Annotated in this window: 13 protein-coding genes; 9 read left to right on the forward strand and 4 right to left on the reverse strand. The window is 65.5% G+C overall.

Annotated features, from left to right (window positions below; translation table 11 throughout):
* Nucleotides 1-113: 113 nt before the first annotated feature.
* Together F1609_RS30205 and F1609_RS30210 are read left to right on the forward strand one after the other, a co-directional pair.
* Complete coding sequence (locus F1609_RS30205) at nt 114-2315, forward strand: TonB-dependent receptor (RefSeq protein ID WP_167081003.1); 2202 nt, start codon at nt 114-116, stop codon at nt 2313-2315.
* Nucleotides 2316-2329: 14 nt separating this feature from the next.
* Nucleotides 2330-2824, forward strand: coding sequence for a contact-dependent growth inhibition system immunity protein (locus F1609_RS30210; RefSeq protein WP_167081006.1), 495 nt, complete (start codon nt 2330-2332; stop codon nt 2822-2824).
* Between the two features lie 24 nt (nt 2825-2848).
* Here the strand turns inward: F1609_RS30210 and F1609_RS30215 are convergent, their stop codons facing one another.
* Nucleotides 2849-3472, reverse strand: a complete 624-nt coding sequence (locus tag F1609_RS30215; protein ID WP_167081008.1) for a hypothetical protein — start codon at nt 3470-3472, stop codon at nt 2849-2851.
* A 210-nt stretch (nt 3473-3682) separates the two neighbouring features.
* Here F1609_RS30215 and F1609_RS30220 point away from each other — a divergent pair, with 210 nt between their 5' ends.
* The 3 genes from F1609_RS30220 (at nt 3683) to F1609_RS30230 (ending at nt 8396) form a co-directional block, all read left to right on the forward strand.
* Entirely contained in the window at nt 3683-5914 is a 2232-nt protein-coding gene (locus tag F1609_RS30220; RefSeq protein ID WP_167081010.1) for a hybrid sensor histidine kinase/response regulator, read from the forward strand.
* A 92-nt stretch (nt 5915-6006) separates the two neighbouring features.
* A complete protein-coding gene (locus F1609_RS30225) occupies nt 6007-6810 on the forward strand; it encodes an alpha/beta fold hydrolase (RefSeq protein ID WP_167081012.1) in 804 nt (267 codons plus the stop codon).
* A gap of 2 nt (nt 6811-6812) precedes the next feature.
* Nucleotides 6813-8396, forward strand: coding sequence for a hybrid sensor histidine kinase/response regulator (locus F1609_RS30230; RefSeq protein WP_308609583.1), 1584 nt, complete (start codon nt 6813-6815; stop codon nt 8394-8396).
* 20 nt (nt 8397-8416) lie between these two features.
* On the opposite strand, the gene F1609_RS30235 is transcribed toward F1609_RS30230, so the two are convergent.
* Genes F1609_RS30235 through F1609_RS30245 form a run of 3 tightly spaced genes read right to left on the reverse strand, consistent with a single transcriptional unit; the run spans nt 8417 to nt 10370 of the window.
* On the reverse strand, nt 8417-9376 hold the full coding sequence (locus F1609_RS30235; RefSeq protein ID WP_167081014.1) for a TAXI family TRAP transporter solute-binding subunit: 960 nt from the start codon (nt 9374-9376) through the stop codon (nt 8417-8419).
* Between the two features lie 32 nt (nt 9377-9408).
* Complete coding sequence (locus F1609_RS30240) at nt 9409-9576, reverse strand: hypothetical protein (protein ID WP_167081016.1); 168 nt, start codon at nt 9574-9576, stop codon at nt 9409-9411.
* A 2-nt stretch (nt 9577-9578) separates the two neighbouring features.
* Nucleotides 9579-10370, reverse strand: a complete 792-nt coding sequence (locus F1609_RS30245) for a hypothetical protein (RefSeq protein WP_167081018.1) — start codon at nt 10368-10370, stop codon at nt 9579-9581.
* A gap of 103 nt (nt 10371-10473) precedes the next feature.
* On the opposite strand from F1609_RS30245, the gene F1609_RS30250 reads away from it, so the two are divergent.
* The 4 genes from F1609_RS30250 to F1609_RS30265 all read left to right on the forward strand — a co-directional run bounded on the left by F1609_RS30250 (nt 10474) and on the right by F1609_RS30265 (nt 17648).
* Nucleotides 10474-10731: a hypothetical protein gene (locus tag F1609_RS30250; protein ID WP_167081020.1), complete on the forward strand. Its 258-nt coding sequence runs from the start codon at nt 10474-10476 to the stop codon at nt 10729-10731.
* A gap of 101 nt (nt 10732-10832) precedes the next feature.
* The gene (locus F1609_RS30255; protein WP_229422143.1) at nt 10833-12887 is read left to right on the forward strand and encodes a type VI secretion system Vgr family protein; all 2055 of its coding nucleotides are present in this window, start codon (nt 10833-10835) and stop codon (nt 12885-12887) included.
* Nucleotides 12888-12917: 30 nt separating this feature from the next.
* Nucleotides 12918-13355: a DcrB-related protein gene (locus F1609_RS30260; RefSeq protein ID WP_167081022.1), complete on the forward strand. Its 438-nt coding sequence runs from the start codon at nt 12918-12920 to the stop codon at nt 13353-13355.
* Between the two features lie 39 nt (nt 13356-13394).
* On the forward strand, nt 13395-17648 hold the full coding sequence (locus tag F1609_RS30265) for an RHS repeat-associated core domain-containing protein (RefSeq protein WP_167081024.1): 4254 nt from the start codon (nt 13395-13397) through the stop codon (nt 17646-17648).
* Nucleotides 17649-17650: the final 2 nt, after the last annotated feature.

Here is a 17650-nt window from a genome sequence, read left to right on the forward strand (position 1 = left end):
GTGCATTGGATAAACGCGAATCATAATGCAGATCATTCTCGTTTGCCAGAACCCTTGTCGGTCGGACAGATTATAATGAGAATCGTTTCCATCTGACTTCTCGCCTACCCGCCATGCATACTCCCCGCTTCTGCCCTACCCCGTTCGCCCTCGCCGCCTTCCTGCTTGCCAGTGCCGGCGCGCAAGCGCAGACCACCGCTACCGACAACGCCGCCGACGCCGTCATGCCCACCGTTACCGTGACCGCCTCGGCCGATGCGTCGGCGGAAGGCTTGTCGCGCGCGTATGCGGGCGGCCAGGTGGCGCGCGGCGGGCGCATGGGGCTGCTGGGGAATATGGACATCATGAATTCGGCGTTCAGCAGCACCAGTTACACCCAGCAGTTCATCGCCGACCAGCAGGCCCGCAGCGTCGGCGACCTGCTCCAGAGCGACCCGGCGGTGCGCCTGTCGCGCGGCTACGGCAATTTCCAGGAAGTCTATATGATCCGCGGCTTCGCGCTCGACTCGGACGATGTCGGCTACAACGGCCTGTACGGCGTGCTGCCGCGCCAGTATGTGTCGCCCGAACTGCTGGAACGGGTGGAAGTGTTCCGTGGCGCCAGCGCCTTCCTGAACGGGGCCGCGCCGGGCGGTAGCGGCAATGGCGGCGCCATCAACCTGATGCCCAAGCGCGCCGGCAACAGCGCGCTGACGGAAGTGACAGCCGGCATCGAGAGCGGCGGCCATGGCTACGCCGCCATTGACCTGGGCCGCCGCTTCGGCGCGGACAAGGAGTTCGGCGTGCGCGTCAATGCCGCCAGGCGCGCCGGCGAGACCAGCGTGGCGCGCGACGAGCACGGCGTGAGCATGCTGTCGGTGGGCCTGGACTACCGCATGCGCGACCTGCGCCTGTCGGCCGACGTGGGCTATCAGGATTTCGACCTCGACGCCCCGCGTCCGAGCGTTGGCACGGCCGGCGTTGCCAGCATTCCGTCCGCGCCTGATGCCAAGCGCAACTTCGGCCAGCCATGGAGCTTTTCCAGGGAGCGCGATGTGTTCGGCACCATGCGCGCCGAAATCGACCTCGGCAACGAGATGACCGCCTGGGCGGCCTTCGGCAACCGCGCCACCAAGGAATCGAACAGCCTGGGCGAGCCGGCGCTGTCGTCGACCAACGGCAATGCCAGCGTGTATCGCTTCGACAATGCGCGCAAGCAGGAAATCCGTACCGGCGAACTCGGCCTGCGCGCCAGGGTGCGCACCGGCGCGCTCACGCACGCACTTGTCGCCAGCTGGTCCGGCCACTGGAACGAGGCAAAAAACGCCTACGCCATCAGCAATTTCGCCGGCGTGCCGACCAATATCTACAATCCGGTCGACGCGGCCGCGCCGACGCCCGATTTCTTTACCGGCGGCGTGCTGAGCGACCCGCGCCTCACCCAAAAAACCATTCTCACCAGCTACGCCGTGGCCGATACGGTGTCGCTGCTGGACGAGCAGTTGATGATCACCCTCGGCCTGCGCCGCCAGACCATCAAGGATGCGGCTTTCGCCTACGGCAGCGCGCAGCAGAGCTCGCAGTACGACGGCAGCGCCAACACGCCGGTGGCCGGCGTGGTGTTCAAGGTCAACAAGAGCGTGTCGGTGTATGCCAACTATATCGAAGCACTGGTCAAGGGACCTGTCGCCAGCGGCAATACCGCAGCCGGACGCCAGGTGGCTAATCTGGGCGAGGTGTTTTCGCCGTACAAGTCGAAACAGAAAGAAGCCGGCGTCAAGGTTGACGGCGGCAAGCTCGGCATGAGCGCGGCGGTATTCACGACCGCCAAACCGCTGCTGGCGATCCAGGGCGAACTGGCCGGCCTGTTCGGCGAACAAACCAACCAGGGCGTGGAACTGTCGCTCTTCGGCGCCCCGCTGCGCGGCGTGCGGCTGCTGGGCGGCCTGACCCTGCTCGATACCGAGCAAAGCGACACCAGCATCGCCACCAACAATGGCAAGCACGCCATCGGCGCGCCAAAAACGCAGCTCAACGCCAGCCTTGAATGGGATGTGCCCGGCGTGTCCGGCCTGAGCGTCAATCTGCGCTCGCTGTACACCTCGACCCAGTATGCCGACCTGGCCAATACCAAGCAGGTCCCGGCCTGGACCCGCTTCGACCTCGGTGCGCGCTACCTGACCAGCATCGGCGCACGCACCCTGACCCTGCGCGCGCGCATCGACAATGTCGCCAACCGCAACTACTGGGCCTCGACCGGCTCCTCGTTCGATGCCGGCTACCTGGTGGCGGCAACCCCGCGTACCGTGGTGCTGTCGGGCAGCCTGGCGTTCTGAGACGCGGCGGCGGCATGATCCAGGCCATCTATCCGGTCGTCAGCCGCTGCCTGCCCGACAGCTTCCTCGAGCAGTCGCTCGACGCGGTCAACGGCAGGGAAAACCTGCCATCCGGGCACAGCCCACTGGCGCAGCGGGTCCGGGCGGCGCAGGCAAAGCCGATCAAGCTGCTTCAGACCGACGAGCTATGCACCCTGCTGCGCCAGCGCGAGGGTGGCGTGCTGGCGCTGGCGCTGGCCTTGTACATCGTCGACCATGAACCGCTGATCAGCGCCGACGCCAGCCCGGGCGACCTGTTCAGGCTGACCCTGGAATACGACTGGGTCGACTGGCATGCGGCCCAGCGCTTCGGCATCGATCCGTGGGTGTGCCTGCTGGCAGCGCAGGCGACCATCGCCGGCCTGCATGCATTAATCGCCGGCAGCGACAGCCTGTGCGCCGAGCTCGACGCCGCCAGCACGGCGCAGCCAGCCGTGTATCTGGTTCCGGAGCCGCAACTGGCGCGCTGAACCCGCAGCCCCAGGCAACCGGGTTCAAGCATCCGGACACTTGCGCCTGGGTTGCCAGTCCCACACGCCGCCGGTCTTGACCAGCTTGACGCGCCACGGCGCCACCTTGCCGGCCAGGCAGGTCGCCTGCGCACTGAGCTCGCCATTCGCTTCCCACTGTATCTTGCCGAGGGTGGCCACCATCGAATCCGCTTTGGTGGGGTGCGGCAGGTAGTCTCTTCCCTCCCAGGAAACGCGGCCATCGAGCGCATGAACGGCCAGCGAGGTGGCGTCCAGACCATTGCTCTGCGAACTGGCCAGGTAGGCGCGCCGGTCGGCCGAAAATTCGACCGTGCCGCCCGCATCCGTGATGTTGCCGTTCGCCTCGTTGATCAGCTTGCCCGTAAAGTCGCCGCCATCTTCATGGGCCACCAGGATAAAGCCCTCCTTACGCTGGCAAAATTCGTAGCGCACCCCATCGAGCGGCTCGTCGTAGGGCGGCTTGTCGGTAAACTTGTGGGTCTTGCCGGCCACCGTCACCTGTAAGACATGCTTCGACAGGCGCTTGACCACGCCGTCGGCCTCGGCCTTGATGCGCTTCGCCTCCAGGCCGGGCTTGCCGCTGTCGCAGTTCAACACCATGTTCGCCGCGCATGCCGGTCCAGCCACCAGAACTGCCAGCAAGGCGCCACATTGTCGAAGTCGCTTGTTCACTCGATTCCCCTTGTTCATTCATAGCGTTCATTAGCAATCTGCAATTATGCAATATTTGCCCCGGCACGCAAGCAGGAGCGCCGCCGATTTGTTACATCCTGTTATGGTAAAGTCCGGTGTCGCCCGGTTTGCGGGGACATGATGGCACTCTGGCCCCTCGTACCGATGAACATTCGAAACCGACTCCTTAAACTGGTCCTGGCGATCCTGATTCCCGCCTTCGTCAGCGCCACCGTGGCAGTCTGGTACGTCTACGACAAACAACGCGTGGAGCAGGGTGAGCGCATGGCCGAGGCAGCCCACGTCATGTCCTTGCTCATCGACAAGGACCTGCAAACCATCGAAGGCACCTTGCGCGCCCTGGCGACCTCGCCCGCGCTGGACCAGCCGACCCTGGCGCAGTTCCACCAGCAGGCCGCCAGCCTCCCGCTAAAACCGAACTCGACCATCGTGCTGTCGGACCTGGACGGCATCCGGACGTTGAACACCCGCGTTCCATTCGGCGCCGACCTGCCCAGGACCGCGTCCGCGGTGCACGCCTACCGCCAGCAAGCCGGCGCGCGCGCGACCGTCATCACCGACCTGTTCTTCGCGCCGATCGGCAAGCGCCACGATTTCGCGGTCCAGGTTCCGGTGATCCGCGATGGCCAGGTGCGCCAGTACCTGGCCATGGGCGTGGGCGCCGGCAACCTGCAACCGCTGCTGATGAACACCCAGTTGCCGGCCGGCTGGGTCGGCGTGATCATCGACCGGCGCGGAACGGTCATCGCGCGCACGCAGCATGCCGACAGGTTCGTCGGCAAAACCGTTGGCGAGGCGCTTCTGGCGCGCATCCTGGCCCGACAAAAGACCGGAATTCACTTCGGCGTCACGCTCGACGGCGTGCACACGGCCGGGTATTTCACGCGCAGCGACACGTCCGGCTGGACCGTGGTGCTCAACGTGCCGCTGGCCGAACTGCGGCGCCCGGCGGTCAATGCCGCGATCTTCCTGGCGGCGATCCTGGTACTGGTGCTGGGCGTGGTGCTCGCCGTTGCCCAGCGTTACGCGAAACGCACCGCCGCGCCGATCGAAGCCCTGCTGCTGGCGGCGCAGCGCATGGCGCGCGGTGAAACGGTAGCGCACACCCCGTTCGGACTGATGGAAACGGATGCGGTCGGCCTTGCCCTGAGTAACGCCAGCGCCGAAATCGCGCGCAACAAACGCGAGCTCGAAGGCCGCGTGCGCGACGCCGTCACCAGTGCCGAACGGGCCCAGCGCGCCCTGCTGCAAGGCCAGAAGCTCGAAGCGCTGGGACGCCTGACGGGCGGCATCGCCCACGATTTCAACAACGTGCTGCAAACCTTGTCGGCCGCGGTGCAACTGCTCCAGCGCACCAGCGATCCGCAGCGCCTGGCCTGGATCGCGGCCACCTGCCAGAAAGCGATCGACCGCGCCGCCGCCCTGACCGCCCAGATGCGCTCGTTCGGGCGGGTGCAGGAAGTGAACCTGGAACTGGTCGACCTGAACCGGGTGGTGGCCACGGTCAGTCCGCTGCTCACCAGCGCGCTGCCGGACAGCATTACGCTCGACATTGCCATCGACCAGGCGGTCTATCCGGTGCGGATCGACGTCCTGCAATTCGAAATGGCCTTGCTCAACTTGCTGATCAACGCCAGGGATGCGATCGGCGCCAGCGGCAAGGTGCGCCTGTCGATTGCCAACGCGGCGCCCGGCGCGCCGCTGGACACGCTCGCCGCCGCCGACTTCGTGCGCGTACGCGTCGCCGACGATGGCAGCGGCATGAGCGCCGACGTGCTGGCGCGCGCCACCGAGCCGTTCTTCACCACCAAGGGGCCCGGCAGCGGCTCCGGCCTGGGCTTGTCGCAGGCGTACGGATTCGCCGAGCAGTCGCAGGGCTTGCTGCACATCGACAGCGTGCCGGGCCACGGCACCACGGTCACGATCTACCTGCCGCGCGCCGAGGCACCGTCCGCGCGGGCGGCCGCGCCGCCGGCCGCCATGGCGCAGCGCGACGCGCCGGCGCCGGTCCGCTGCAGCGTGCTGTTCGTCGACGACGACGCCCTGATCCGCGAAATGATGGTACCCGCGCTGAGCGAGCGCGGCTACCGGGTGCGGGTGGCCACCAGCGGCGACGACGCCGTGGCGGCCCTGGAAACGGGAACGGCGTTCGACGTGGTCCTGTCCGACATCGTCATGCCGGGCGCGGTCGACGGCATCGCGCTGGCGCGCATCGTGCGCGCGCGCTTTCCGGCCACGGCGGTGGTGCTGGCCAGCGGCTACACCGACAAGCGCATCGACCTCGACGCCGTGCGCGCGCTGGCCAAACCGTACAGCGTGGACGACGCGGCGGCCGCCATCGACGCCGCCTGGCGCGAACAGCCCGCCGTCCGCTAGCGCCGCGTGCGCAGTCGCGCAATAAGCGTGTCATTGCTATAATCGGCGTTCGCGCTGTACAAGCTGGCGCCCTTCCATCTGAAAGATCTTGCATGGGTATTGAACGCCGCAATAACGTCAAGGTATGCGGACAAGGTGAAACCACGCTGGTGTTTGCGCATGGCTTCGGCTGTGACCAGTCGATGTGGCGTTTCCTCGTGCCTTCGTTCCAAGACCGCTACCGGATCGTGCTGTTCGATTCAGTCGGCAGCGGCGCATCGGACGCGGCAGCGTACGACCGCGCCAGGTACGACAGCCTGCACGGCTATGCCCAGGATCTGCTCGAGATCGTCGCCGGATACGCGCGCGGGCCGGCCGTCTTCGTCGGCCATTCGGTGGCGGCCATGGTCGGCGTGCTGGCCACCATCGAGGCGCCCGAGCTGTTCGCCGCCCAGGTCATGGTCAGTCCGTCGCCCTCCTACATCAACGACGGCGACTACGTCGGCGGTTTTACCCGCGACGATATCGACGAACTGCTGCAGACCCTGCAAGACAACTATCTCGGCTGGTCGAGCAATATGGCGCCGGCCATCATGGGCGCGCCCGACCAGCCCGAACTGGGCCACGAACTGACCAACAGCTTCTGCCGCAACGACCCGGACATCGCCGCCCATTTCGCGCGCGTCACGTTCCTGTCGGACCACCGCGCCGACCTGCCCAGGTCGGCCACGCCGGCGCTGATCCTGCAGTGCACCGACGACATGATCGCGCCGGTCAGCGTGGGTGAATACATGCAGCGCACGCTGCCGTCGGCACAGTTGGCCCTGATCGACAATATCGGCCACTGTCCCCACATGAGCGCGCCGGGCGCCAGCACGGACGCGATCAAGTCCTTTCTGGCGCGGACGCTGCGCTGAACATGATGCCGGCACTCGCACTGCCCTCGTCGGAAGACACGTTCGCCGAGGCGGCGTGCGGCCTGATGACAACCGATACGGGCGGGCGCATTCTGCGCGCCAACCGCACCATCCTGGCTTGGCTCGGCTACACCGAAGCCGAGATGACGGCCGGCATGCGCCTGCAGGACTTGCTCAGCGTGGGCGGGCGCGTGTTTCACCAGACCCATTGCGCGCCGCTATTGCAGCTGCAAGGATCGGTCAGCGAGGTCCAGGTCGACCTGGTGTGCAAGGACCGCAGCCGGGTCCCGGCCCTGCTCAATATCGCCCGGCGCCGCGCCGGGGTCGGCTTCGTGGACCAGGTGGCGGTGTTCATCGCCAACGACCGCCGCGCCTACGAGCGCGAACTGCTGCGCGCGCGCGCGGCGGCCGAAGCGGCGCTGGCGGCGCAGAGCGGGGCCGAAGCGAAGCTGCGCGAGGCGAACCAGCAATTATCGCTGGCGGACCGGCGCAAGGACGAATTCCTGGCCACCCTGGCCCATGAACTGAGAAACCCGCTCGCGCCCATGCGCAGCGGCGCCGACCTGCTCAAGATGACCATGGGCGCCAACGCGCCGCACCAGCGCATCGTCGACATGTTCGACCGCCAGCTGCGCCAGATGTCGCACCTGGTCGACGACCTGATGGAAGTGGCGCGCATCAGCCAGGGCAAGCTGGTGCTGCGCATCGAGCCGGTGTGCCTGGGCGAGATCGTGCGGGCGGCGGTGGCCGACTTGCAGGCGCAGATCGGCGCCGCCGGCCATGCGCTCACGCTGGCCTTGCCGGCCACGCCCGTGAGCGTGCGGGGCGACCCGACCAGGCTGACCCAGATGCTGGTCAACCTGCTCACCAACGCCTGCAAATACACGCCGCCGGGCGGGCGCATCGCGCTCGCGCTGCGCGAGGAAGATGGCGAGGCCGTGATCGCGATCAGCGACAGCGGCATCGGCATTCCGCCCGAGGCGCTGGAAAGCGTGTTCGAGATGTTCTCGCAGCTCGAACCGGCGCTCAAGCGCGCCCACGGCGGCCTGGGGATCGGCCTGGCGCTGGTCAAGGGCCTGGTGGCACTGCATCAGGGCAGCGTGCGCGCCGACAGTGCCGGTGCGGGCCAGGGCAGCACCTTCACGGTGCGCCTGCCGCTGGCGCCGCACGCGGCCAGTAGCGCGCACCAGGGGCAGGAGCAGGCGCCGCGCAACGCCGCCCCGCTCCAGGTGCTGGTGGTGGACGACAACCGCGATGCGGCCGAAATGCTCACCGCGGTGCTCGACCTGAACGGCTATCGCACCGCCGTCGCCTATTGCGGCGAGCAGGCCACCGGCTACCTGCGCGCGCATGCGGCGCAGGCGTGCATCCTCGATATCGGCCTGCCCGACATCGACGGCTACGAACTGGCGCGCCGCATCCGCGCCATGCCGCTCGAAAAACAGCCGGTCCTGATCGCGCTGACCGGCTGGGGCCAGCCGTCGGATGTGGATGCCGCCATCGCCGCCGGATTCGACCATCACCTGTCCAAGCCGGTCGAGTTCGCGGCCGTGCAGCGCCTGCTGGCCGGGCTGGAAGCGGCCTGACAGCATTGGCATGATCTGGCTCACTTGCGTTTGGCCGCCACGCCCGCGAAGCGCGTCCACTCGACGTTGCCGTCGAAGGACTTGATCTCGTTCCAGCCCGGTTCGAAGTCGCCATCCTTCAGTTCCAGCAGTTCACGGTCCAGCAGTTGGCGCAGGGCGGCCACGTCGCCGGTCTTGCTGCCGCTAAAGGGACGCGTCACCAGCACGTTCTGCACCGCCAGCGCCTGCACGTTGTAGACGCCGATATTCTTGTAGCTGAACGGGCGCACGCTGTACGGGCTGCTGGTCGGCACGTCGAAGCTGGCCAGGGTCAGGCCGCTGTTCTGCGCCAGGCGGCTGATCTGGCCGTGCGGCCAGCCGGCCACCGAGAATGCCGCGTAAGCTTCGCCGGAGCGCACTTTCTGGAACGCGGCGGCATCGGTGTCGACGTCGATGTAGCGCATGTTGTAGCCGAGGACCTTGTCGAGCTGACGCACCATCAGCTGGGCCGAGCCGACCAGCACCACCGGCGCGCCGCGCAGCTCCGACATCTTGGTGATGCGCACGGTGCGCGTGTCGCCCTTGAGCACGCCGTATTTTTTCGGTCCTTCGACGGTGAAGCCGTTGGCGGCGGTGACGATGTGCAGGTAGTTGCTGTTGAGCGAAGCGACCACCAGCAGCGAAGCGATGCTGGCGTCGCCTTCCGCCATTTTCTTGAGCGCATCCATCGGCACGATGCCGACGTCGGCCTTCTTGATCGACAGCGTGGTCAGGTTATCGAGTCCGCCTTCGGTGTTCACTTCGCACAGCGGCACGCTGTTTTTCGACACCCGCACCAGGTCGGCGTAGAGCTTGGAGTAGCCTTTGCCGGCGGGGCCGGTGGCGACCTTCAGGCCCTCGCAGGCGGGGGCTGGGGCGCCGTCGACGCGGGCGGCGTGGGTTGACGCTGCGCAGAAGGCCAGGGCCAGGATCAGCGACAGTGGGATCATCTTGGTTTTCATGGTGGTTTCCTTGTTTTTATATGAATGCATGGTCAGAAATTGAAGTTCTTGTTGGTCTGCTGCTGCACGTCGGCCGGTTGCACCGGCGTGGCGCTTTGCTCGTGCTGCGTTGATTCGTGCTGCATTGATAAAGTACCTGCGGCGAGGACCAGCACCACCACCGCCGCAGTGCCACCCCAGCGTATGAGTTTCCAGAACATGATTAGCTCCTTGCCTTTTCCATGCTGCTCATCCGGATCGACGCCAGGTCGATCGCCATGCCGTCGTCGAACGACAGCGCTTGTGCGTTGCTGAGTTTTTCGGCTTCCATGTCGAGCTCCGAGAACACCTGGTTGAAGTTGTCGCGCACGCTGTCGAAGGCTTCGTCGGCCAGCATCTGGTTCAGCAGTTCCTGGCCGCTGGTGGCGTTCAGGTTGTGCAGCGCGGCCTGGCCGGCCTGGCCGAAGCGCCATTCGAATTTCTTGTCCTCGACCACCTCGCCCAGCTGCACCAGCGCCAGTTCGGCGTTCTTGTACTTGGCCACCAGCAGCACGTGCGCCTCGCGCATCGCGTTGATCGCGTTTTCCTGGCGGCTGGCGTCGTAGCCGGGCTTCTGGCGCTTTCGTTCCTCGATCATGTCGGTCATGCTTTTGATTTGCGCCCCGATGCGCACCACCGACTGCTTGAAGGCCACCACCCGCTCGCGCTTTTGCAGCAGGAAGTTCTGCAACTGCTCGATCGGGTTGGCGCGCGCTTCGGCCTTGCGCGCCGCCAGCAGGCGGTTTTCAAGCTTTTGCCCGAGCAGCGGCAAGGCCTGGAACAGGCCCACCCCGAGCGCGCCGACCAGCATCAGGGCGAGCAGCCCCAGTCCGCCGCTGACCGCGCCCCAGATAAGCGGCGCCAGCGCCCCCAGCGTGACCACGGCGCCGGCGCCGGCCGCCACGCGCAAGGCCCACACCTGCTGGCGGCCGCTGAGATTGAACGTGAACGTTTCTTTGTTGTCGGGGATGCTCATGCGGGCTCCTTGTTGGTGGAAAGCGGGTGTCTGCGACAGGTAGTGGGGACGAAAAAAAAGGCATCCGAGGGGATGCCTTTTGATATCGATATTGCGCAGGGTAGTGAAGCTGCGCGCGCCGGAAGGGGGACTGCCCGGCGCCGGGCGCGTGCGCATGGTGCGGGTGCGCGGTGTGGTGTTCTTTGTGGTGTTACCGGCCATGTTGACCGCCTTGATTGTTGTTGTTATGGGTTGCACTCTAGCGCCGGAATATGACCGCTTGATGACAAACATCGCGGCGCTGCGGCGCGCGCCGATTGATCCAGCTCACGCTCGCCTGCCACGTTACGGCAAATCAAAACGCATTTTCCAGTCCATCTAAATGACCGATGTTTGGTTGCTCCCGCGATCCACGCTGGGTAAGCTCTTGTTGCATATAAATCAACATTGCATGCCCTCCCCAGCCAGTCAAAGGACATCCGCATGAGTACTTTACCGACCGTGCCTTCCCACGCCATCGGCGGCGAGCGCCAGAGTACGCGCCTGCTGCGCCTGACGTTTCCCGCTGGCGGACCGTCCGGCCTGATGCTGGCCAACCGGCTCGACGCCGTCGAAGGCCTGTCGCGCGATTTCAATTTTACGGTCGAGGTCTTGTCCGACAATCCGTCGATCGCGCTCAAGGATGTGCAGGGAAAACTGGCCACGGTCGAACTGGTGCGCGAAGACGGCAGCCTGCGTTATTTCAACGGTCACGTGTTCGAGTTCCGGCGCGTGCGCGCCGACGGCGGCTACGTGTATTACGAGATGGTCCTGCTGCCCTGGCTGGCCTACCTGCGCCTGCGCCGCGACAACTACCTGTATCACAACATGAGCGTGCGCGACCAGACCGACGATATCTTCGGCGAGTACGCGGTGCGCAAGAGCGAGATGCGCATCGGCGGCCCCGACCCGGCCATGACCGACGCCTGCCAGTTCGACGAAACCGACTACAACTACGTGCACCGGCGCTGGGAGGCGAAAGGCTGGTTCTACTGGTACGAGCACACGGCCGGCGGCCACACCCTGGTGCTGGCGGACGACTCCACCAGCGCCGCGCCGATCGACGGGCGCAGCGACATTCCGTTCCAGGCCGAAGCCGGCAGCGAAGAAGACGATGGCCTGCGCGAATGGACGCCGGTGCGCAACCTGGTTCCGGCCCACGTGGCGCTGGCCAGCTTCGACTTCAAGAAGCCCAAGCCAGTCAGGGTCGACCTGCCGACCACCAACCAGCAAGGCGACGTTCTAAAAAAGGAAGTGTACGAATACAGCGGCGCGTACGGCTTCAGGGATGCCGGCGAAGGCGACGCCCACACCCGCCTGCGGCTGGAAGAAATCGAAGCCTCCGGCAAGCACTTCGAAGGCGCCGGCAACGACCGCTACGCCCAGCCGGGACGCAGCTTCGAGCTGACCGAACACTACGACGGGGCCGACACCTTCCTCATCATCGAGGTGGTCCACACGGCCACCAACAACTACCAGGTCAACCGCGACATGGGGTTGTCGCACTACGAAAACCGGATCGGCTGCATCCGCAAGAAGATCCCGTGGCGGCCGGGGCGCGGTTTCAACAGCACTGCCACCAAGGTGTACGGCCTGCAGACGGCGATCGTGACCGGCCCGCCGGGCGAAGAAATCCACACCGACGAATACGGCCGCGTGCGCGTGCAGTTCCACTGGGATCGCATCGGCAGCTACGACGATAAGAGTTCGGCCTGGATCCGCGTGGCGACCGCTTGGAGCGGCCCCGGTTTCGGCATGACTTCGATTCCCCGGGTGGGCACCGAAGTCGTGGTCCAGTTCCTGAACGGGAACCCGGACCGTCCGCTGGTGACTGGCATGGTGCCGAACCAGGACACCATGCCTCCGTGGAAGCTGCCCGACAACAAAACCCAGAGCGGCGTGCTTTCGCGCAGCACGCCCAAGGGCGGCCCGGACAACGCCAACGGCATGCGCTTCGAAGACAAAAAAGGCGCCGAGCAGCTGTGGATGCAGGCCGAACGCAATCTCGATGGGCTGGTCAAGAACGACCAGACCTACACCGTGCGCCACGACGAAACCCGCACCGTGGGCAACGACCAGAGTCTCAGCGTGGGGAACAACCAGGCGATTTCGGTCGGGGGCGACCGCACCAGGTTCGTGGGCAAGGACGAAATCAACCGGGTCAAGAAAACGCTGACGGAAACGGTCAAGAGCCACACCCTGCAACAGGTCGGCGGCAACAAGCACACCCTGGTCGGCAAGCACTTCAAGATCGAAGCGGGCGACAGCTTCGAGATCACCTGCGGCAAGGGCACCTTCTTCATGGACAAGAAGGGCAACGTCGCCATTACCGGCGCGAACATCAACATCACCTCGAGCGGCCCGCTGCAAATCAACGGCAAGAAGGTCGACCTCAATCCGGGCGGTGGCGGCGCGGCCGTCACGCCCAAGCCGAAAGGCGGCGGCGCGATCATCGCCGATGTCGACGCCCAGTTTGCGCCGCCGCCCCCTGCGAAGTAAGCCTCTCTCCACTTTCATGACAGGACCAGCATGGACTATCAGATCAATGAAGGCAGCTTTACGATTCCGGCCAATGCGCAAGACCGCAGCGTCAACATGCTGCTGCTGAACCTCGGCCCCGGCGGCCTGACCCTGGTCGCCACGCGCGACCAGGTGCAGCAAGGCGAAGACCTGGACGGCTTCGTCACGCGCCAGCTGCGCGTGCTGGCCTCGCAGGTCAAGGGCTTCAAGGAGCACGAGCGCGCCGCGCTCACCGTCGGCAGCGCGCAGTTGCCGGGAATGCAGCTGGCCAGCTCGTTCAAGCAGAACGGCGCCAGCATGCACCAGCGCCTGACCGTCATCCGCCTGGCCGGCAGCGCGGTGCTGGTGCTGACCATGACCTGCGCAGCGCCGCTGAACGCCGAGCAGGACGCGTATGCGCGCCAGCTGCTCGACAGTTTTGTGCCGGCGTCCGGCCCCGCGCAGTAAGCCCGCGCCGCACCTTCCCTCACCTGCCGGAGCCTGTTCATGTGCCCAGCCGCTGCCCGCCTGCATGATCCGATTGCCCACACCTCCCTCATCGGCATGATCGCCAAGATGGGTAGCTCGCTGATCGTGAGCGTGCTGGTCGGCGCGGCGCTGACGGCGCGCGTGATGCTCGTGGTGGGCCTGGTGGTGACGGGGCCGGTCGGCTGGGTCGCCGCGCTGGCGATCAACCTGGCGGTCGGCTTCGCCGTCAGCCTGGCGCTGGAGGCGAGTGGAGCGAACGCATTCATCGACCGGGGAGTCAGCCATGCGGTCGACAGTTTCATACCCAAGCCGATCGAAGGAATGATCATCAGCGGCTCGCGCAATGTACTGACCAACTCGCGCCCGGCGGCACGCGCCGCTTCACCCGGCAGCCATGACCAGGTCACGTGCGCCAAGCACGGCGCGGGGCCGCCGCCGATGCTCGCGCAAGGGTCGGACAACGTCTTCATCAACGACCAGCCGGCGGCGCGCAAGGGCGACATGACCACCTGCGGCGGCACCATCGCCGAGGGCTCGGGCGACGTGTTCATTGGCGGCGGCACCAAAACGGTACGCGCGATCAAGGACGAGCGGCCGTGGTATGTAGCCGCGGCCGGCGTCGCCATCGGCGTGGCGCTGACACTGTGCGGCAAGGGCAGGATCAACCTGTCCTCGCTCAAGTCGGCCTGGCCATGCCTGGCAGGTATCGGCGCATCCATGCTGGGCAGCGCGGCGGGGCATTCGATCAGGACCACGATGGGCCACCCGGTCAACGTCATCACGGGCGGCAAAATCCTGCGCGAGGAGCCGGACTTCATCCTGGCCGGCCCGCTGCCGATTGCATGGGAGCGTTTTTACAGCAGCCATGACCGGCGCGACGGCGGCCTGCTGGGCGTAGGTTGGAGTTTGCCGTGCGAAGTGCAGTTGACAGTGGAGCGCGACGCGCAAGGCGCCGTGAGCGGCCTGCACTACTGCGATGATCAGGGACGCGGCATGACGTTTCCGCCGGTCGCGCCGGGCGAGTGCCATTTCAGCACGGCCGAGGGCTACTACCTGATCCGCACCCGACTCGGGCAGTATCTGGTGCAGGATATCGACGGGCTGTTTCGCGACTTTGGGGTGCCCGGTGCCGACCATGCCGGCATCCTGAGATTGCAGCGCCTGGAAGACCGCAACGGCAACTGGCAGGCGTTCCGCTATGACGACGCCGGCCGGCTATACGAGATCAACGATGGTTGCGGGCGCAGCCTGGAGATCGTCCACGACGCCATCCATCCCCTGCGCGTGGCCGAGGTGCGCCTGGCCAAAGGGGCCGACGGCGAACTGCCCGAGACGCTGGTGCGCTACCGCTACACGGCGCACGGCGAACTGGCGCACGTGCTTGAGCGCAGCGGCCGCGCGTGCCGCCAGTTCGGCTATCGCCACGGCTTGATGAGCGAGCACCACGTCCCCGCTGGCCTGCGCTGCCAGTACGAGTGGAGCGGCGAAGGCGCCGCTGCGCGCGTCATCAGGCACTGGACCGACGACGGCGAAGCGTACCGGTTCGACTACGACCTGGCGGCGCGCCGGACCACGGTGACCGACCAGACCGGGCGCGTTTACCGGTGGACCTGGAGCGAAGACAAGCAGCCCACCGCCTACACCGACCCGGAAGGCCATGTCTGGTGCTACGCATGGGACGAGAACCGGCAACTGGTGGCGCTGAGCGATCCGGCCGGCGCGGTGACGCGCTGGGAATACGACGAGGCGGGTCGTCTGAGCGCCACCATCAATGCGCTCGACCAGATCGAAGAGACGGAATGGGATGCGGACCTTGACCTGCCCACGGCCGATACCGACGCCGCAGGCAACCGCTGGGCGTATCGGTACGACGAGCGTGGCAATCTGCTGACCGTCACCGATCCCGAAGGCTACGACACCGAGCAGTTCTACGACAGCCGCGGACTTCCCCACACTGTGCGCGATGCGCGCGGCGGCTACCAGCACATGGAATGGAATCTGCGCGCGCAGATGGTGGCGTACATCGACTGCTCCGGCAAGCGCACCAGCATCGGCTACGACGCGCGCGGCGAACTGGCGCGCCTGACCGACGCCCTTGGAAACGATACGCTGTACCGCCATGACGCCGCCGGCCGGGTCGAGGCGATCGAGCGCGCCGACGGCGGCGTGGAGACATTCACGTACGACCAGTGCGGCCGCATGGACGCGAGCATCGATGCCGCCGGCTACCGGACCGGGTACCAGCGCAACGCCCGCGGACAGCTGCTGCGCCGCACCGACGCGCTCGGGCGCACGGTCCATTTTGCGTACGACAGCGCGCACCGGCTGGAGCGCCTGATCAACGAAAACGGCGAAGCGTACCGCTTTGTCTACGACCGCAACGACAACGTGGTCGAAGAGATCGGGCTCGATGGCGTGGTCAGGCGCATCGAACACGATGCGCGCGGGCTGCCGGTGAGCGTGACCGACGCCGTGGGCGAAGCGGACGCGCTGACCTTGAGCATGCAGCGCGACGCCCTCGGGCGCCTGAGCGCAAAGCATGCGCGCGGACGCAGCACCGGGTATCGATACGACCAGGTTGGCCAGCTGCTGCAGGCGCAGCAATACACAGACCATGGCGGTGCGCGCACGATCCACGACGACCTGCAGTTCGCTTACAGCAAACGCGGAGAAGTGCTGAGCGAGACCGGGCATATGGGAATGCTGAGCCACCAGTACGATGAACTGGGCAACCGGGTGGCCACCACCCTGCCGGACGGACGCGTCATCAACAGCCTGTATTACGGTTCGGGGCATCTGCACCAGGTCAATATCGACGGCGCGATTGTGAGCGACATGGAACGCGACGATTTGCATCGGGAAGTGATGCGCAGCCAGGGGCAGCTATCCACCCGTTTTGACTACGACAGCCTGGGTCGCAAGACTGCAGAACACGCGACGCGCGCGATGCTGACCGAACCCGTGCTGCGCAAGGCGTGGCTGTACGACGCGGCTGGCGAGGTGCGCCAGAAGCGTCATTCACGGCACGGCGTGACGGAGTTCACGTACGATCCGCTGGGGCGCATCAAGAGCAGCGTGAGCGAGGCGCGGCGAGAGCTGTTCAGTTGGGACGCGGCGGCCAATCTGGTCGACAGTTCGCGGCCTGGCGGCTATGTGCGGCACAACCGCTTGCTGGTGTTCGAAGACAAGCGCTTCGATTACGACGTGCACGGACGGCTGGAACGCAAGTGCATCGGCGCGCACACCGAGCAGCATTTCGGGTACGACGGCGAGCACCGGCTGCGCAAGGTCGAAACAGTGCGCGCGGGCGTGCGGCAGCTGGTCTATTTTGACTATGACGCGCTGGGACGCAGGATCAGGAAGACCGACGCGTTCGGGTCGACCGCATTTCTGTGGGACGGCTTGCAGATGATGCAGGAGCAGCGCGGCAGCAATGTGGCGACGTATGTGTATGAACCGGACAGCTATGTGCCGCTGGCCAGGATCGACAGCGTTGCCAGGGGCGCGGACACGCGCACTGCTGTGTCCGACGACGCATGGATTGGGACGAGCTCGCGTGACGACGGCGCGGGCCGCGTGTACTATTTTCATAACGATGTATCGGGTCTTCCGGAGGAACTGACGGGGCCGGCAGGAGAAATTGCCTGGCAGGCGCAGTACAAAATCTGGGGAAACACGGTCAGCGAAAGCTGGGTGCAGGCGCGGCAGGATTCAACGTCGAGCGCCGCTGACCCGTTGCCCCAGAACCTGCGCTTCCAGGGGCAGTATCTCGATCGGGAAACGGGGCTGCACTACAACACGTTCCGGTTTTACGATCCGGATGTTGGGCGGTTTGTTTCGCCAGATCCGATCCGTCTGGCTGGCGGAATCAACCTGACGGCTTATGCGCCAAACCCGATATCGTGGATCGACCCTTGGGCATGGGCCTGCATCCAAAACAAGGTGGATGGAACTAAGCGGGAGATTAAGTTTGGCAATAGATTGCGTCGAAAATTCGGAGAAGAGAATGTAATGCCGGAACGCTATTTACGTGACTCCAAAGGAAAAATCGTTAGAGATAGCAACAATGAGGCGCGCCGTGTCGATTTCGTAGTGGTTGGCAAGAATAACAAGGGAACTGCGTTTGAAGTCACCAGCAAAACAGCAAACAAGGAAGTACAAATACAAAAAGAAACAAACATCAGAAATGCTGGGGGCACCTATGTACGGCGCCCAGGAAAAAAGGAGTTAATAGAGGTAGTGAATTTATCGACAGAAGTTAGACTAAAATAGGA

Source organism: Massilia aquatica (assembly GCF_011682045.1).
GTDB lineage: Bacteria > Pseudomonadota > Gammaproteobacteria > Burkholderiales > Burkholderiaceae_D > Telluria_A > Telluria_A aquatica.

Excerpts from the sequence above, each read along its gene's own strand:
- F1609_RS30230 (WP_308609583.1), top strand. The coding sequence starts at position 6,813 with ATGATGCCGGCACTCGCACTGCCCTCGTCGGAAGACACGTTCGCCGAG.
- F1609_RS30255 (WP_229422143.1), top strand. The coding sequence starts at position 10,833 with ATGAGTACTTTACCGACCGTGCCTTCCCACGCCATCGGCGGCGAGCGC.
- F1609_RS30205 (WP_167081003.1), top strand. The coding sequence starts at position 114 with ATGCATACTCCCCGCTTCTGCCCTACCCCGTTCGCCCTCGCCGCCTTC.
- F1609_RS30260 (WP_167081022.1), top strand. The coding sequence starts at position 12,918 with ATGGACTATCAGATCAATGAAGGCAGCTTTACGATTCCGGCCAATGCG.
- F1609_RS30245 (WP_167081018.1), bottom strand. The coding sequence starts at position 10,370 with ATGAGCATCCCCGACAACAAAGAAACGTTCACGTTCAATCTCAGCGGC.
- F1609_RS30240 (WP_167081016.1), bottom strand. The coding sequence starts at position 9,576 with ATGTTCTGGAAACTCATACGCTGGGGTGGCACTGCGGCGGTGGTGGTG.
- F1609_RS30220 (WP_167081010.1), top strand. The coding sequence starts at position 3,683 with ATGAACATTCGAAACCGACTCCTTAAACTGGTCCTGGCGATCCTGATT.
- F1609_RS30210 (WP_167081006.1), top strand. The coding sequence starts at position 2,330 with ATGATCCAGGCCATCTATCCGGTCGTCAGCCGCTGCCTGCCCGACAGC.
- F1609_RS30265 (WP_167081024.1), top strand. The coding sequence starts at position 13,395 with ATGTGCCCAGCCGCTGCCCGCCTGCATGATCCGATTGCCCACACCTCC.
- F1609_RS30225 (WP_167081012.1), top strand. The coding sequence starts at position 6,007 with ATGGGTATTGAACGCCGCAATAACGTCAAGGTATGCGGACAAGGTGAA.
- F1609_RS30235 (WP_167081014.1), bottom strand. The coding sequence starts at position 9,376 with ATGAAAACCAAGATGATCCCACTGTCGCTGATCCTGGCCCTGGCCTTC.